The following is a 14,405-nucleotide window of genomic DNA, read 5'->3' as shown; positions in this document are numbered from 1 at the left end:
TTACAGTCGACGTCGATGTTGCCTGACACTCCGTTATCGCGAACAGGCTCACTCCTACAGGGATTTGTGTACCCTGACTGTTTGTATCAGTAGGGAATAGGCCTTTCATGCGGTTCGGCGTTTCGATTTTGATCGCGGCAATGGTGTTGCTCGCTGCTTGCGAGCGGCCTGATGCCCCCGCCCTCGATCAACAACTTTATATCTGGCAACGCCAGTGGACGCCGGCGCATGACGCCGCGTTGCGCGACAGCCGCGAGAGCTTTTCGACATTGCGCGTGCTGGCCTTGCAGGCGTTCCCCAATGACGGCTGGCACCGGGCGCGAATCGATGCGCCGTTGCTCGAGCACGATGGCCGGCCATTGATTGCGGTGATTCGCCTCGACGGCCAGCTCAAGGGGCTGGATCAGGCGCAGGTCATGGCGCAGATTCTTCAGGTTGTTGCCGACTGGCAGGCGCAGGGGCTGATCCTGCACGGCGTTGAGATCGACCATGACGCGGGTAACGCGCGCCTGCCGGAGTACACCGAGTTCCTGATGCATCTGCGTTCCGCATTGCCCGCCTCGTTGCCGCTGAGCATCACCGCGCTGCCGGCGTGGCTCGGCAGTCCACAACTGCCGATGTTGCTGGCCACGGTCGACAGCAGCGTGCTGCAGGTGCATGCCGTCAGTGATCCGCGACGCGGGTTGTTCGACCCCGAGCAGGCGCAACGCTGGGCAAGTGACTGGGGAAAAGTCAGCCGCAAGCCTTTCTATCTGGCGCTGCCGGCCTATGGTGTGGCGCTGCTGCCGGATGCCGGCGGTGCTCCAGTGGTGGAGAGTGAAGTGCCGGTCGAGCGCGATGGACAACGCCAGGAACTGCTCGCCGATCCGTTGCAACTGAGCTCGCTCGCAAAAGAGCTGCGCGAGGATCCGCCGGAGCATCTGGCGGGGCTGATCTGGTTTCGCCTGCCGTTGCCCAATGACCGTCGGGCCTGGAGCCTGACTACGTTGCGCGCCGTGGCCCGCGGCGATGCATTGAGCAGCCGGCTCGGCCTGACCTTCAGTGAGCGCGACGGCCTCTATGACATCCACCTCACCAACCCGGGGAATCTCGATGCGGCCTGGCCTGCGCACTTGCGCATCAAGGCGCGCGGCTGTGAAGGCGCCGATGCGCTCGCCGGTTACTCGTTGCAACAGAGCGCGGATCTGCTTACCTTCACCCGCCTGCGTGACGGCCGATTGCCGGCGGGCGGACAACGTGCCATCGGTTGGGCGCGCTGTGCATTTATTGATCAAGGAGGTTCGCATGTTGACCCGTAACTGGCCCCGCCATCTGCTTTGCCTGAGCCTCAGCCTGCCGCTGGGTTCGGCGTTGGCCTGTGGCCCGGACTTCCCGATGCGCCTGCTCGACAATCGTGGGCAAACCCTGTCCGAGCTGCCGGAGGGCAACTTCAACTTCGAGATCAGCCGTCTGGGCAAGACCATTGCCGGGCTGAAGAACGTCACCGCGGCGACGCACAACCCGAACGACTTTTACGCCGACCAGACCGAGGCGGCCGATCAGCGCGAGAAGGCTGAACAGGCCGGTCTGACAGCTGAGCAGCAGGCGCTGGTCAAGCAACTGCGCGGCCTGACCGATGCGCGTCAGGTCGAGGCGCAGGGCGCCAGTCTGCCGGCGGAAATCCGTCTGTACGTGGCCGGTGCGGTGGCGTTTGCCACAGGCGATCATCAACTGGCCGTCGAGTATTTCAACAAGGTGCTGGCGCTGCCGGCCGATCAGCGTCCGCTGCGCAGCACCTGGGCGGCATATTCTTTGGGGCGCACCTGGTTTGCCATGAGTGCCGAGGCCGGCGACGCCATCGAGGCACTGGAGGACGCGCGCGAAGCCTTCCGTCAGACTCGCCAGATGAGCATCGATGGCTTCAGCGATCCGCTGGAGCTCGGTGTGGCCAGCCTCGGTGAAGAGGCGCGGGTGCTGCGAACCGCCGGCGACTGGGACGATGCCATCGAGCTGTATGAAGCGCAGAACCTGCACGGCTCGGCCGTGGGTTATACCTCGCTGAAACAACTGATGAATGAACTGGCCGAGCTGCCTGAGCCGGAACTGGCCAAGCTGCTGAATCGAAAGGCCGTGCAGCAACTGGTCACTGCGTCGTTGATCAGCCGTATGGGCTGGTCATTCGACGAGCAGCCGCCGAACGAGAAGAAACTCATCAAACTGCTGCAGAACAGCACCCGTGGCAGCCTGGAAAACGCTGATCGACTGGCGGCGATGAATTACCAACAGGGCGATTACGCCAGCGCCAAAGCCTTCCTCGAGAACGCCGGTGACGGCGGACTGGCGTGGTGGCTGCGGGCCAAACTGGCGGTGCGTGACGGCGACAAAAATGCGGCCGCTGCCGCCTATTCCAAAGCCGCGCAGGCCTTCCCGCAGACCGAAGACTGGGGTTACCGGCGCACCCCGGACTGGGACTTCGAAACCCTGCAGCCCAAATGCCGGGTCGAGGGCGAGAGCGCGATCCTTGCACTGCAACGCGGCGAATACCTGCAAGCGTTCGTGCAGTTGTATCGCAGCAACAGCATCTACTGGTTCGACGCCGCGACGGTCGCCGAGCGCGTGCTGACGGTCGATGAGCTCAAGCGCTATGTCGATGACAACGTGCCGGCGCCTGCGGCGCTGACTCAGCAGGAACGCGACAACTACGTGCCGCTGCCGGTCGCTGCCAGCCTGCGCAACCTGTTGGGACGGCGCTTGCTGCGCGAAGGGCATTACGAGGAAGCGGTCGGCTATTTCGACAATCCCGATCTGCAGCACAAGGCCCGGCTCTACGGCGAACAACGGATGAAGGCCGACGCTGCCTGGTGGCCGACCAAACGCGCCAGCGCTTTGTACAACGCGGCGTGGACGGCGCGTGAATGGGGCATGGACATCCTCGGTTACGAGATGGCGCCGGACTACGCCACGTTAGGCGGCAACTACAGCCTGGAAAGCACCGAGCTGAAAGTCGGGCCACTGGTGGCCGAGGCCGAAGTGCAACGCCAGAAGGCCAGTCAGGCACAGCCGGATGAGCGTTATCACTACCGCTTTGTCGCCACCGCGCTGGCCGGCCGGGCTGCCGACAACTTGCCGCACAGCAGCCAGGCGTTTGCCGCTGTGCTGTGCAATGCCGCCGGTTTCAACAGCAGCCTGGAAGAGCAGAGCGCGCTGTATCGCCGTTACGTCAACGAAGGTCCGTACGTGCCTTGGGCGGTGGACTTCGGCAATCAATGCCCGTACCCGGATTTCGAAAACGCCGACAAGCGTTACGTGACCCAGGTCACCGATGCTGTGCGCAATACGTTGCGCCCGTACAAGTGGCCGGTGATCGGTGTCCTGGTGTTGTTCAGTGCTGGCGCGTTGGCGTTGATCAGTCGCCGGCGCAAGGCGCGCAAGCCCTAAGCCTGCTGGATAAACGTCAGGCGCACGGCGAAGCCGATCAACAGGCTGCCGAACAGCCATTGCTGGACTCGCTGGGCGGTTGGACTGTGTTGCAGCCAACGGCCTAGCGCGGCCCCGGTCAGGGCGTAGGCGCTGTCGAACAGCAGCCCGACGCCCACCAGCAACACGCCGAGGGTGGCAAATTGGGTCAGCACCGGTGCGCCGTCATTGACGATGAACTGCGGCAACAGCACCGAGCAGAACAGCAAGGCCTTGGGGTTGAGCAGATTGGTCAGCAAACCGCGACGTATCGCTTCGCGCCATTGTCCGTGAGCGTCGGTTTCAGGGGAGGCATTGAGGTTTGGCAGCAACGTGCTGCGCAGGCACTGAATACCGATCCACAGCAAATACGCCGCACCGGCCAGACGCACCACATCGAACGTCCACGGCGCCGCCTTGAACAGCGCTGCCAGGCCCAGCGCCGCCAATGCCACATGACAGCCCCGGGCAACCCCCAGCCCCACGGCGGTCGCCAGCGCCGCACCGCGACCCTGGCGGGCCCCGGTTTGCAGCAACAGGATCATGTCCGGGCCGGGCAACAGATAGACCACTGCCAATGCCAGAAAAAACAGCCAGAAACTCGCCATGCAGCAGCCCTTTCGTTGTCGATTCGGTGACCACAGTCTATGGCTGAAGGGTGGGGCAGGTGCTTGCGTAGTCAGCTTCAAAAACTCACTGGATTGGCATAATCTGCTTTCTTTTTGTGCCTTGACCATCAGGATCTGCCAACCATGAAACTTGACGCCTTTGATCGCAAGATTCTCGCCGCGCTGCAACGCAACGGACGGCTGAGCAATGTCGAGCTGGCGGACGAGATAGGGCTGTCGGCGTCACCTTGCCTGCGCCGGGTGCGGATGCTGGAAGAGGCCGGGGTGATTCGCGGCTATCAGGCCAACCTGGATCGCGATGAGGTGGGGCTGGGGCTGACGGTGTTTGTCGGGGTCAAGGTCGAGCGTCACAACGATGAACAGGCCGAGGCCTTTTATGCCGCGGTCACGGCGCTGCCGGAGGTGATCTCGGCGTTTCTGGTGTCGGGGGAGTCGGACTTTCTGTTGCAGGTGGTGGTGCCGGACTTGCGCGCGTATGACCGTTTTCTCAGCAGCTGCTTGCTGAAGTTGCCGGGGGTGAGTGACATTCGCAGCAATTTTGCGATTCACACGGTGAAGACCCCAGGGGCATTGCCGTTGGGGCATCTACCGGATTGAGATCGAGTTGCTCCTTTCGCGAGCAGGCTCGCTCCCACATTCGAATGCGATCAAATGTGGGAGCGGGCCTGCTCGCGAATAGGTCGCCCGGTCGATACTTACATCTGCGTCGCCATCCCCTCGACATTCATTGCCGCCTGCCGCAGCGCTTCTGAACGCGTCGGGTGCGGGTGGCAGGTCAGCGCGATGTCTTCGGCCGATGCGCTGAATTCCATGGCCACGCAGTATTCGCCGATCATTTCACTGACGCTCGGGCCGACCAGATGCACGCCGAGGATTTCGTCCGTGCGCTCGTCGGCGAGGACTTTGGCGAAGCCCTCGGTTTCGTGGTTGATCTTTGCCCGGCTGTTGGCGGTGAACGGGAATTTGCCGACTTTATAGGCGCGGCCTTCGGCCTTGAGCTGCTCTTCGGTCTTGCCGACGCTGGCCAGCTCCGGCCGGGTGTAGATGACGTTGGGAATCAAGTCGTAGTTGACCTCGCCGGCCTTGCCGACGATCTGTTCGACACAGGCCATCGCCTCGTCTTCGGCCTTGTGCGCGAGCATCGGCCCGGACGTCACGTCGCCGATCACCCAGACGCCAGGTGCTTCGGTGCGGTGCTGGCGGTTGGCGAGCATGCCGCGCTTGTCGGTGGTCAGGCCCACGTTCTCCAGACCCAGCCCTTGGGTGTATGGACGCCGGCCGATCGCGACCAGCACGTAGTCGGCTTCGAGCAACTCGGCGTTGCCACCGGCGGCGGGTTCGACGCTGAGCTGCACGCCGTTGGCCGAGGTCGTGGCGCTGGTGACCTTCGAACTCAACTTGAAGCTGATGCCTTGCTTGCTCAACGAACGCTGCAGGGTCTTGCCGGCCTCGCCATCGACGCCGGGGCAGATGCGGTCGAGGTATTCGACCACGGTCACCTGGGCCCCGAGGCGGCGCCATACCGAGCCCAGTTCGAGGCCGATCACTCCGGCACCAATCACCACCAGATGCTGGGGGACTTCACTGAGGGACAGCGCGCCGGTGGAGTCGAGGATGCGTTGGTTGTCGATCTCGACGCCGGGCAGGGGCGTGGGCTCGGAGCCGGTGGCGATGATGATGTCCTTGGCGCTCAGCTCGGTCTTGTTGCCTTGATCATCGGTCACGCTGACTTTGCCCGGGCCGTCGATATGGCCCCAGCCCTTGATCCAGTCGACCTTGTTCTTGCGAAACAGAAACTCGATGCCTTTGGTCAGGCCGCTCACGCTCTGGTCTTTCTGTTTCATCATTTGCGCGAGGTTGAGCGTGGGTTTGACCTCGATGCCGAGGTTGGCGAATTCCGCACCCATGGCCGCGTCGTATAGCTCCGAGGCATGCAGCAAGGCCTTGGACGGCATGCAGCCGACGTTCAGGCAGGTGCCGCCCAAGGTGGCGCGGCCTTCCACGCACGCGGCTTTCAGGCCCAGTTGGCCAGCGCGGATCGCCGCGTTATAACCACCGGGGCCGCCGCCCAGAATTACCACGTCGTAGTGACTCATGCGCTTGCTCCTCGTTGGGGATGCGGATCGCTAAAAGTAGTCGGCCGATAAAATTACGAACGTAATATGTGCGTTTCCGGACATTTCGGTCAAGGCTTCAGGCAAGCGACAGGTTGCGCATCTTTAGATAAGTGAATTTGTGTACGAATATTTCACGCTTTTCGTTATATCGTAACGATTAGACCGGTGAATCAATGGCTTTGGGGTGATATGCAAGTCGATCTGGATGTCGATGGCACGCAAGTGACCGGGTTGCCGCGCTTTCAACAAGCGGCCACGCAGGGGCGCCGTTTGCGCCGTCTGGCCATGGGTCTCGGCGGATTGGCCGGGGCAGGGTGGGTACTGGCGTCTTTTGTCGGGCTGTTTGCTGCACAGTCGTTGTGGCCGGCATTGCTGGTGAATCTGGGCGCGTCGTTGCTGGTGCTGGCCGCCGGCTTGCAGTCGGCGTGGTGGGTGACGCAGTGGCGCGCACGGGTGATAAACCCGCCGCCGCTGGTGGCGCTGACCGAGGAGGCCGAGCCAGCGGCGCCTGACGGCTGGTACGAACAGCTGCTGGAGCGCCTGAGTCAACGTGGAGTGCACCTGCTCGGGCAGATCGGCGCGGCCACGTTGTGGCTCGGCGGCTGGTCGGCGTTGGTGGTGCTGAGCATCGAGCAGGTGTGGAACCTTGCGTTGCCGGCCGGCGCGGTCGGGTTGTCTGCCACCGTCGGTGCGGTGCTGATGTTGCTGGTGGGTTTTGGCTTGCTGGTGCTGGAACGTCAGTTGGCCCAGGAAAACTCGGCGCAATGGCCGGAGGCCGGATCCCTCGCGCAATTGGCGCGGGTGGCGATCATCAGTCTGGTGCTCGGCGCCCTGTGTCTGTTATTTGCCAGCGACGCTTCGGTATGGCCGGTGCGACTCGCGGTGTTGATCGGGATCTTGCCGGGATTGGTTGCGATCGAGTTGCTATTGCGCGCGGTTCTGTCGATATTCAGCCCGCATCGGGAACAGCTCGAACCGACCCTGCTGGCGCGCAGTTTTATCGCCGACATGCTGCGTTGGCCGCCTCAACCGTTGCTCGCCTTGCAGCACGAATTGCACAACCGTTTCGGCATCGATCTGCGCCAGATCTGGGCCTTCAGCTACATGCGCCGGGCATTTCTGCCGGTGCTGGCGCTGGTTGCCGCAGTCGGCTGGGTGTTGACTGGCATCCATGAGATTCCGCTGCAAGGGCGCGGCATCTACGAGCGTTTCGGTAAACCGGTGCAAGTCTTTGGCCCTGGGTTGCACGCCGGTTTGCCATGGCCGCTGGGCCGCGTGTTGAACGTCGAGAATGGCGTGGTGCACGAGTTGGCGACCAGCGTCGGCGATAGCTCGGCACCGGCGCAAGCACCGACCCAGGCCGAGCCCGCCGAAGGTCCGGCCCCCATGACCGCCAACCGCTTGTGGGATGCCAGCCACGTCAACGACAAATCCCAGGTCATTGCCAGCAGCCGTGGCGATCAGCAGAGCTTTCAGATCGTCAACATGGACGTGCGTTTCGTCTATCGAATCGGCCTGCGTGATCAGGACGCCTTGGCCGCCACCTACAACAACGCTGATGTACCGACGCTGATTCGCAGCACCGCGAGCCGGATTCTGGTTCATGACTTTGCCTCGCGCACCCTCGACGGTCTGCTGGGGGCGGACAGGGTAGGGTTGGGCGAAGAAATCGGCCGTGCGGTGCAAGGCGATCTGCAGAAACTCGACAGCGGTGTGGAGATTCTCGCCACCGTGGTCGAGGCGATTCATCCACCCGCCGGCGCCGCCAATGCATATCACAGCGTGCAAGCGGCGCAGATCGGCGCGCAGGCGTTGATTTCCCGTGAGCGCGGGGCTGCGGCTGAGGCCAGTAACCAGGCGCAGTTGCAGGCGAGCCTTGCCCGGGATCAGGCCACTGCCAGCGCGCGTGAAGTCAACGCCACGGCGCAGGCAGCGGATCTGAAGTTCAAAGCCGAACAAAATGCTTATGCCAGCGCCGGTCAGGCGTTCGTGCTGGAGCAGTATTTCAGTCAGCTCAGTCAGGGCCTGAGCAAGGCCAGACTGCTGGTGCTCGACCACCGTTTAGGCGGCAGCAGCAATGCGCCGACCATCGACCTGCGTACGTTCACGCTGCCGGCTGACCCGACGCCTGCGCGCACCACCGCTCAACCAGGAGTTGCCCATTGAGCCAGTCGCACACTCACGATTCGCATGACCACAGCGGCCACAATCACGGCCACGCCGGGCATCACCATCATCATGGGCACCATCACCACGGTGCGCCGGAGGAGGTGGGACCGTTCCCGTGGCGGCGCATGGGCTGGGCGGTGTTGCTGGTGGCGTTTGCCATCGCGGCGGCGAGCCTGGTGCAAGTGCGTTCAGGGGAGGCTACGGTCATCACCCGTTTCGGCAATCCGTCGCGGGTGTTGCTTGAACCCGGTTTGAGCTGGCGTTGGCCGGCGCCGTTCGAAGCGGCGATCCCGGTGGACCTGCGCCTGCGCACCACCTCCAGCGGTTTGCAGGATGTCGGCACCCGCGACGGTTTGCGCATCATCGTTCAGGCCTATGTGGCGTGGCAGGTGCAGGGCGACCCGGACAACGTGCAGCGTTTCATGCGTGCAGTGCAGAACCAACCGGACGAAGCGGCACGGCAGATTCGTACCTTTGTCGGCTCGGCACTGGAAACCACCGCCAGCAGTTTCGACCTGGCGAATCTGGTGAACACCGATGCCAGTCAGGTGCGCATCGCTGACTTCGAAGCGCAATTGCGCAAGCAGATCGATCAGCAACTGCTCGCGACTTACGGCGTGCGCGTGGTGCAGGTTGGCATCGAACGGCTCACTTTGCCCTCGGTGACGCTCACGGCCACGGTCGATCGGATGCGTGCCGAGCGTGAAACAATCGCCACCGAACGCACGGCCATTGGCAAGCGTGAAGCTGCGCAAATTCGCTCGGCTGCCGAGCGCGATGCGCGAATTGTGCAGGCCGATGCCACGGTGAAAGCCGCAGAAATCGAAGCGCAGTCCCGGGTCGAAGCCGCTCAGATCTATGGTCGCGCCTATGCCGGTTCGCCGCAGCTGTACAACCTGCTGCGCTCACTCGATACCCTCGGCACCATCGTCACACCGGACACCAAGCTGATCCTGCGCACCGACGCCGCGCCATTCCGCGTGTTAGTAGACGGTCCGCCGACTGTTGATAACAAATCCGGATCGCAGCCATGAGTGATGAAGTTCCACGTGGAACACATTCGTTGAGCAGTCCGTGGATTCAGGCCGGACGCCTGGCGTTTTTCGCCTTGTATGCGGTGACCGTCCTGGCCGCGTTGGCGTGGGCATTTTCCAATGTGCGGCAGATCGATCCGCAAAATCGTGCCGTGGTTTTGCACTTTGGTGCACTGGATCGCATTCAGAATGCCGGTCTGTTGTTGGCATGGCCACAGCCGTTCGAACAGGTGGTGTTGCTGCCTGCAGCGGATCGGGTGATTGAGCGCCGAGTGGAAAATCTGCTGCGCAGCAGTGAGGCGATCAAGGCCGATCGTGTTGCGACCTTCGCCACACCGCTGAGCGATGCACTGGCCGGGTCCGGCTATTTGCTGACCGGCGACGCCGGTGTGGTGCAGCTGGATGTACGGGTGTTTTACAAAGTCACCGACCCGTACGACTTCGTGTTGCAGGGTGATCATGTATTGCCGGCCCTGGATCGGCTGGTCACGCGCAGCGCCGTGGCTTTGACCGCCGCCAGGGATCTGGACACGATTCTGGTCGCCCGACCGGAGTTGATCGGTGCTGATAACCAAGCGGCCGAACGCCGCGAACGTCTGCGCGGTGATCTGGTGCAAGGCATCAACAAGCGCCTGGCAGAACTGAAGGCGAGCGGGCAGGGCATCGGCATCGAAGTGGCGCGGGTCGACGTTCAGTCGAGTCTGCCGGACCCGGCCGTCAGTGCCTTCAACGCTGTTTTGACCGCCAGTCAGCAAGCCGACAAAGCGGTCGCCAACGCACGCACCGAGGCGGAGAAACTCACCCAGACCGCCAACGAACAAGCCGACCGCACCCTGCAAGTGGCCCATGCCCAGGCTGGCGAACGGTTGGCGAAAGCCTCCGCCGACACCGCCACAGTCCTGAGCCTGGCCAAGGCGCAGCAACAGGGCACCGACCCGCAGATGCTCCTGCGTCTGTACCGCGAACGCATGCCGAAGATTCTCGGCCAGGCCGGTTCCGTGACCACGGTCGATCCGAAAGACGATTCCCGCCTGATCATTCAGGGAGCCAGTAAATGACTGCGACCACTGCCGCACCGAGCCTGTTGTCCTCGGCTGAACAGCGCCGCGCCGCTCGGCAATTGACCTTGGCGATGCTCGCCCTTGGCTTGCTCGGCCTCGGTTTGATCTGGCGTTGGCTGGTGCCGGAGCAAACCGGTGTCAGTCAGTTGCTGCTGGGTTTTGCTTCTTTATTGGTGGCGGTGCCGGTGATGCGTTCGGCGTGGTACAGCCTGCGTTATCCGAGCCTGCACGGCATCACTGATCAACTGATTGCACTGGCGATGCTCGGCGCTTGGGCGACCGGCGATCTGCTGACCGCTGCGCTGCTGCCGATCATCATGATCTTCGGCCACGTGCTGGAAGAGCGCAGCGTGATCGGCTCGCAAGAGGCGATTCACGCCCTCGGCCAGTTGACCCGCAGCCACGCACGCAAGATTCAGGCGGACGGCTCGGTCATCGAAGTGGATAACGGCACGCTTAAACCCGGTGACACCGTAGAAGTGCGCGCCGGTGATCGGGTGCCGGCGGATGGTCGGGTGTTGTTCGGTCAGGCCAGCCTCGACACGGCATCGATCACTGGCGAGTCGGTCCCGGTTGAAACGGCAGCGGGCATGACGGTCTTCGGCGGTGCGATCAACCTCGACGGCTTGCTTCGTATTGAAGTGACCCGCACCGGCGACCAATCGACGCTGGGCAAGGTCATCGCACTGATGCAAAACGCCGAGCGTTCGAAGCCGCCGATCACCCGTCTGCTTGAGCGGTATGCCGGCAGCTACATGGTGCTGGTGTTGCTGCTGGCGGCGGTGACCTGGTTCGTGACCAACGATGCGCAAGCGATGCTCGCGGTGTTGGTCGCAGCGTGTCCTTGCGCCTTGGTGCTTTCGGCACCGGCCACGGCGATTGCCGGGGTGGCGGTGGCGGCGCGTCACGGCATTCTGATCCGCAGTTCGGCCTTCCTCGAAGAACTGGCGGACCTGACCTCACTGGTGGTCGACAAGACCGGCACCCTGACTTACGGCACCCTGCGTTTGCAATCGATCAGCAGCCCGCGACTGGATCAGGCCTCAGTGATGGCATTGGCGGCCAGTCTCGGCGCGGCCAGCAGTCACCCGGTCAGCCGTGCGTTGGCCGGCTTGGTCAGCCAGGAGCAAAGCCTGACACTGACTGATATTCATGAGCGCCAAGGCCTCGGCGTGGTTGCCATGACCGCGCAGGGCGAGGCGGCGTTGGGGCGGCCCGAGTTGTTCGCCCAATTGGGTATCGTCACCACGACCGTTCCCGAGCATGACGGTCCGATCGCCGGGTTGGCCTTGAACGGCGAATTTGTCGCCTGGATGTTGCTGGCCGACAGCGTCAAACCGGAAGCGCGCTTTGCCCTAGGCGAATTGCGCGAGCTGGGTCTGGGGCGCCAGTTGCTGCTGACCGGCGACCGCCAGAGTGTCGCGCAGACCCTGGCTCGCGAAGTGGGTCTACAAGAGGTACAAGCGCAGGCACTGCCCGAGGACAAACTCAACCGCGTGCTCAAGGAAATCGACAATGGCTTCCGGCCGATGGTGGTGGGCGACGGCATCAATGATTCGCTGGCGCTCAAGGCTGGTGTGGTTGGTGTGGCGATGGGCGCCGGCGGCGCCGACATTGCGCTGGCGTCGGCGGATATTGTGCTGATCGGCAGCGACCTGCGCCGCCTCGGCACTTGTGTGCGGCTCAGTCGCCAGTGCCGCCGGACCTTGCAGGTCAACGTCATCATCGGTCTGGGCTGGACACTGGCGATCGTGGTATTCGCAGCCTTTGGTTGGCTTGGGGCGGCGGGGGCGATGATTGCCGCGTTGCTGCATAACCTCAGCACGCTGCTGGTACTGGGCAATGCCGGGCGTTTGTTGCGGTTTCAGGAGCCGCTGCTCAAGCTCCAGGACGATTACTGAAATTATTTTTTGCACCTCTGTAACGCCGTCGGGGCAGCCCTCTCTAGTGCTATGTCGGGACTGAACAACCTTCCAGCCGACACCCCTGACGCTTACCGAGGATATAAAAAATGACCATCAAGACCGCTGCTGCTGGTGCCGCTCTCGCTTTGGCCGCTGCCACGATGTTTGCCGGTGTCGCTACCAACGCGATGGCTGCCGATGCCCAGGTTCACTGCTACGGCGTGAATGCCTGCAAAGGCCAGAACGACTGCAAGACCAAGGACCATGCGTGCAAAGGCATGGGTTCGTGCAAAGGCCAGGGCTTCAAGGCGATGACTCAGTCGGCTTGCGAAAAAGCCGGTGGCAAGGTCGGCGAGTAAGCCACCTGTGAGTGCTGCCGCAGCGGGTGATGCCGCTGCGGCCACTTTGCAAAGGAGTCCTGGCATGTCAGCTTCCGTTCCTTTCCTGGGTTATGGCCTGGGTTTGCGCAGCGCCTATTACCAACAGATCCTCGAACAGTCGCCGGCCGTGGACTGGTTCGAAGTGGTCTCCGAAAACTTCATGGTGCAAGGCGGCAAAGCCTTGTACTTCCTCGACGCCATCGCCGAGCGCTACCCCGTGGTGATGCATGGCGTGTCCCTGTCCATCGGTGGGCCGCATGCCCTCGATCCGGACTATCTCAAACAGCTCAAGCAACTGGCCGACCGGGTCAAACCGGCGTGGATCTCCGATCACCTGTGCTGGAGCCGTGGCAACGCCCATCAGTTGCATGACCTGCTGCCACTGCCGTACACCGAGGAAAGCCTTGCCTACATCGCCGGGCGAGTAGTGCAGGTGCAGGACGTGTTGCAGCGGCCGTTGGTGCTGGAGAACGTTTCCAGTTACGTGCGCGCAGCCACCGATGACTTCATCGAGTGGGAGTTTCTGCAGGCCCTGAGTCATGTCAGCGGCTGCGAGTTGCTGCTGGACGTCAACAACGTCTACGTCAGCTCGCGCAATCATGGCTTCGATCCGTGGACGTTCATTCAGAGCCTGCCCAAGGACAAGGTGCGCCAGCTGCATCTGGCCGGGCATAGCGATTATGGTGACTACGTAATCGACACCCACGATCATCCGGTCAGCGATCCTGTCTGGGCGTTGTATCAACGCACGCTGGAGCATTTCGGCCCGGTGGCGACGCTGCTGGAGCGTGATGATCACTTCCCGCCGTTCGCAGAGCTGCTCGACGAACTGCATAAGGCCCGCGAACTGGGTGACCTGGTTTTGGCCGGGAGACAGCAATGCGCCTGAACGAATGGCAACTGGCATTTGAGGCGTTTCTGCTGGAGGAGGCGAAGACCGCACCCCCGACCTTGAGTGCCAGCCTGATCGGTGGCCCGACGCTGGATGTGGGCACGGGGCTGGCGATCTATCACAACGCCTACAAGGCGCGGTTGCTGGAGGTGCTACGCAACGACTTCCCGGCTATCCATCACTGGTTGGGGGATGAGGAGTTCGATGGGCTCGCGAGTGCGTACATCCGCCGATACCCGTCTACGAACTACAGCCTGCGTTGGCTCGGTCGTGGTTTTACAGAGTTTATCCGCGAGTATCTGATGCCGCAGCAGAGCGCGCCGTTGAGTGAACTGGCGGCGCTGGAATGGGCATTCACTCTGGCGTTCGACGCGCCGTCTGGTTCGCCGTTGACGATTGAGGCGATGGCGGCGTTGTCCGCGCAGGAATGGCCCGCACTTCAGGTCAAACCGACACCCTCGGTGCAATGGCTGGAGCATCGATTCAACAGTCTGGCCCTGTGGCGTTCGGTCAAGCAAGCAACGGATTTCCCGGACAGCGAGGCACTTCAGACCCCGCAGTTGTGCCTGATCTGGCGCAATGATCTGCTGTGCAATTACCGCAGTCTGGATCCGGCCGAGGCCGATGCCCTGAATGGCATGATCAATCAGGGCTGGAATTTCGCCGAACTGTGCGCCGAGTTAGCAGTCATCTATGGTGAGGGCGCACCACTTCAGGCCGTTAGCTGGTTAAAGCAGTGGGTGCATGACGGCCTGCTGGAGCGCCTGGAACGATAGGCTCGGCT

General features: G+C 62.7%; 12 protein-coding genes. 10 read left to right on the top strand and 2 right to left on the bottom strand.

Annotated features, from left to right (window positions below; all coding sequences use genetic code 11):
• Positions 1 to 107: 107 nt before the first annotated feature.
• Together QMK55_RS13275 and QMK55_RS13270 are read left to right on the top strand one after the other, a co-directional pair.
• Positions 108 to 1,298 (top strand): DUF3142 domain-containing protein, encoded by a 1,191-nt coding sequence (locus tag QMK55_RS13275; protein WP_320329335.1) that lies wholly within the window; start codon positions 108 to 110, stop codon positions 1,296 to 1,298.
• A complete protein-coding gene (locus tag QMK55_RS13270; RefSeq protein ID WP_102356629.1) occupies positions 1,285 to 3,417 on the top strand; it encodes a hypothetical protein in 2,133 nt (710 codons plus the stop codon). Before QMK55_RS13275 ends, QMK55_RS13270 begins: the two co-directional genes overlap by 14 nt.
• Here the strand turns inward: QMK55_RS13270 and QMK55_RS13265 are convergent.
• Positions 3,414 to 4,043 carry a LysE family translocator gene (locus QMK55_RS13265; protein ID WP_102356630.1) on the bottom strand — a complete coding sequence of 210 codons (630 nt, stop codon included), beginning with the start codon at positions 4,041 to 4,043 and terminating at the stop codon, positions 3,414 to 3,416. The two genes, QMK55_RS13270 and QMK55_RS13265, sit on opposite strands and share 4 nt — an antisense overlap.
• 144 nt (positions 4,044 to 4,187) lie before the next feature.
• Between QMK55_RS13265 and QMK55_RS13260 the strand changes: the two genes are divergently transcribed.
• The gene (locus QMK55_RS13260) at positions 4,188 to 4,661 is read left to right on the top strand and encodes an Lrp/AsnC family transcriptional regulator (protein WP_102356631.1); all 474 of its coding nucleotides are present in this window, start codon (positions 4,188 to 4,190) and stop codon (positions 4,659 to 4,661) included.
• 98 nt (positions 4,662 to 4,759) lie between these two features.
• Here the strand turns inward: QMK55_RS13260 and lpdA are convergent, their stop codons facing one another.
• Entirely contained in the window at positions 4,760 to 6,160 is a 1,401-nt protein-coding gene (lpdA, locus tag QMK55_RS13255; RefSeq protein WP_102356632.1) for a dihydrolipoyl dehydrogenase, read from the bottom strand.
• Positions 6,161 to 6,370: 210 nt separating this feature from the next.
• Here lpdA and QMK55_RS13250 point away from each other — a divergent pair, with 210 nt between their 5' ends.
• From QMK55_RS13250 to QMK55_RS13220, 7 genes are all read left to right on the top strand, one after another.
• Positions 6,371 to 8,347 (top strand): protease modulator HflK, encoded by a 1,977-nt coding sequence (locus tag QMK55_RS13250; protein ID WP_320330255.1) that lies wholly within the window; start codon positions 6,371 to 6,373, stop codon positions 8,345 to 8,347.
• The gene (hflC, locus tag QMK55_RS13245; RefSeq protein WP_102356634.1) at positions 8,344 to 9,384 is read left to right on the top strand and encodes a protease modulator HflC; all 1,041 of its coding nucleotides are present in this window, start codon (positions 8,344 to 8,346) and stop codon (positions 9,382 to 9,384) included. Before QMK55_RS13250 ends, hflC begins: the two co-directional genes overlap by 4 nt.
• Entirely contained in the window at positions 9,381 to 10,442 is a 1,062-nt protein-coding gene (gene hflK, locus QMK55_RS13240) for a protease modulator HflK (RefSeq protein ID WP_207848653.1), read from the top strand. Before hflC ends, hflK begins: the two co-directional genes overlap by 4 nt.
• Positions 10,439 to 12,346: a heavy metal translocating P-type ATPase gene (locus QMK55_RS13235; RefSeq protein ID WP_320329334.1), complete on the top strand. Its 1,908-nt coding sequence runs from the start codon at positions 10,439 to 10,441 to the stop codon at positions 12,344 to 12,346. The genes hflK and QMK55_RS13235 overlap by 4 nt, the downstream gene beginning before the upstream one ends.
• A 110-nt stretch (positions 12,347 to 12,456) precedes the next feature.
• Positions 12,457 to 12,708, top strand: a complete 252-nt coding sequence (locus tag QMK55_RS13230; RefSeq protein ID WP_025112611.1) for a membrane protein — start codon at positions 12,457 to 12,459, stop codon at positions 12,706 to 12,708.
• Positions 12,709 to 12,772: 64 nt separating this feature from the next.
• Complete coding sequence (locus QMK55_RS13225; protein WP_102356637.1) at positions 12,773 to 13,618, top strand: DUF692 domain-containing protein; 846 nt, start codon at positions 12,773 to 12,775, stop codon at positions 13,616 to 13,618.
• Positions 13,609 to 14,397 carry a DNA-binding domain-containing protein gene (locus QMK55_RS13220; RefSeq protein ID WP_320329333.1) on the top strand — a complete coding sequence of 263 codons (789 nt, stop codon included), beginning with the start codon at positions 13,609 to 13,611 and terminating at the stop codon, positions 14,395 to 14,397. Before QMK55_RS13225 ends, QMK55_RS13220 begins: the two co-directional genes overlap by 10 nt.
• The last annotated feature ends 8 nt before the right edge of the window (positions 14,398 to 14,405 follow it).

It is taken from the genome of Pseudomonas sp. P8_229 (assembly GCF_034008635.1).
GTDB lineage: Bacteria > Pseudomonadota > Gammaproteobacteria > Pseudomonadales > Pseudomonadaceae > Aquipseudomonas.
The sequence above is the reverse complement of the archived record's forward strand: the minus strand, read 5'-3'. Positions and strand labels throughout refer to the sequence as shown.

What these genes read in the sequence shown, in the direction of transcription:
- QMK55_RS13260 (WP_102356631.1), top strand. Translation starts at nt 4,188, where the DNA reads ATGAAACTTGACGCCTTTGATCGCAAGATTCTCGCCGCGCTGCAACGC.
- QMK55_RS13250 (WP_320330255.1), top strand. Translation starts at nt 6,371, where the DNA reads ATGCAAGTCGATCTGGATGTCGATGGCACGCAAGTGACCGGGTTGCCG.
- QMK55_RS13275 (WP_320329335.1), top strand. Translation starts at nt 108, where the DNA reads ATGCGGTTCGGCGTTTCGATTTTGATCGCGGCAATGGTGTTGCTCGCT.
- QMK55_RS13265 (WP_102356630.1), bottom strand. Translation starts at nt 4,043, where the DNA reads ATGGCGAGTTTCTGGCTGTTTTTTCTGGCATTGGCAGTGGTCTATCTG.
- QMK55_RS13220 (WP_320329333.1), top strand. Translation starts at nt 13,609, where the DNA reads ATGCGCCTGAACGAATGGCAACTGGCATTTGAGGCGTTTCTGCTGGAG.
- lpdA (WP_102356632.1), bottom strand. Translation starts at nt 6,160, where the DNA reads ATGAGTCACTACGACGTGGTAATTCTGGGCGGCGGCCCCGGTGGTTAT.
- hflK (WP_207848653.1), top strand. Translation starts at nt 9,381, where the DNA reads ATGAGTGATGAAGTTCCACGTGGAACACATTCGTTGAGCAGTCCGTGG.
- QMK55_RS13230 (WP_025112611.1), top strand. Translation starts at nt 12,457, where the DNA reads ATGACCATCAAGACCGCTGCTGCTGGTGCCGCTCTCGCTTTGGCCGCT.
- QMK55_RS13225 (WP_102356637.1), top strand. Translation starts at nt 12,773, where the DNA reads ATGTCAGCTTCCGTTCCTTTCCTGGGTTATGGCCTGGGTTTGCGCAGC.
- QMK55_RS13235 (WP_320329334.1), top strand. Translation starts at nt 10,439, where the DNA reads ATGACTGCGACCACTGCCGCACCGAGCCTGTTGTCCTCGGCTGAACAG.
- QMK55_RS13270 (WP_102356629.1), top strand. Translation starts at nt 1,285, where the DNA reads ATGTTGACCCGTAACTGGCCCCGCCATCTGCTTTGCCTGAGCCTCAGC.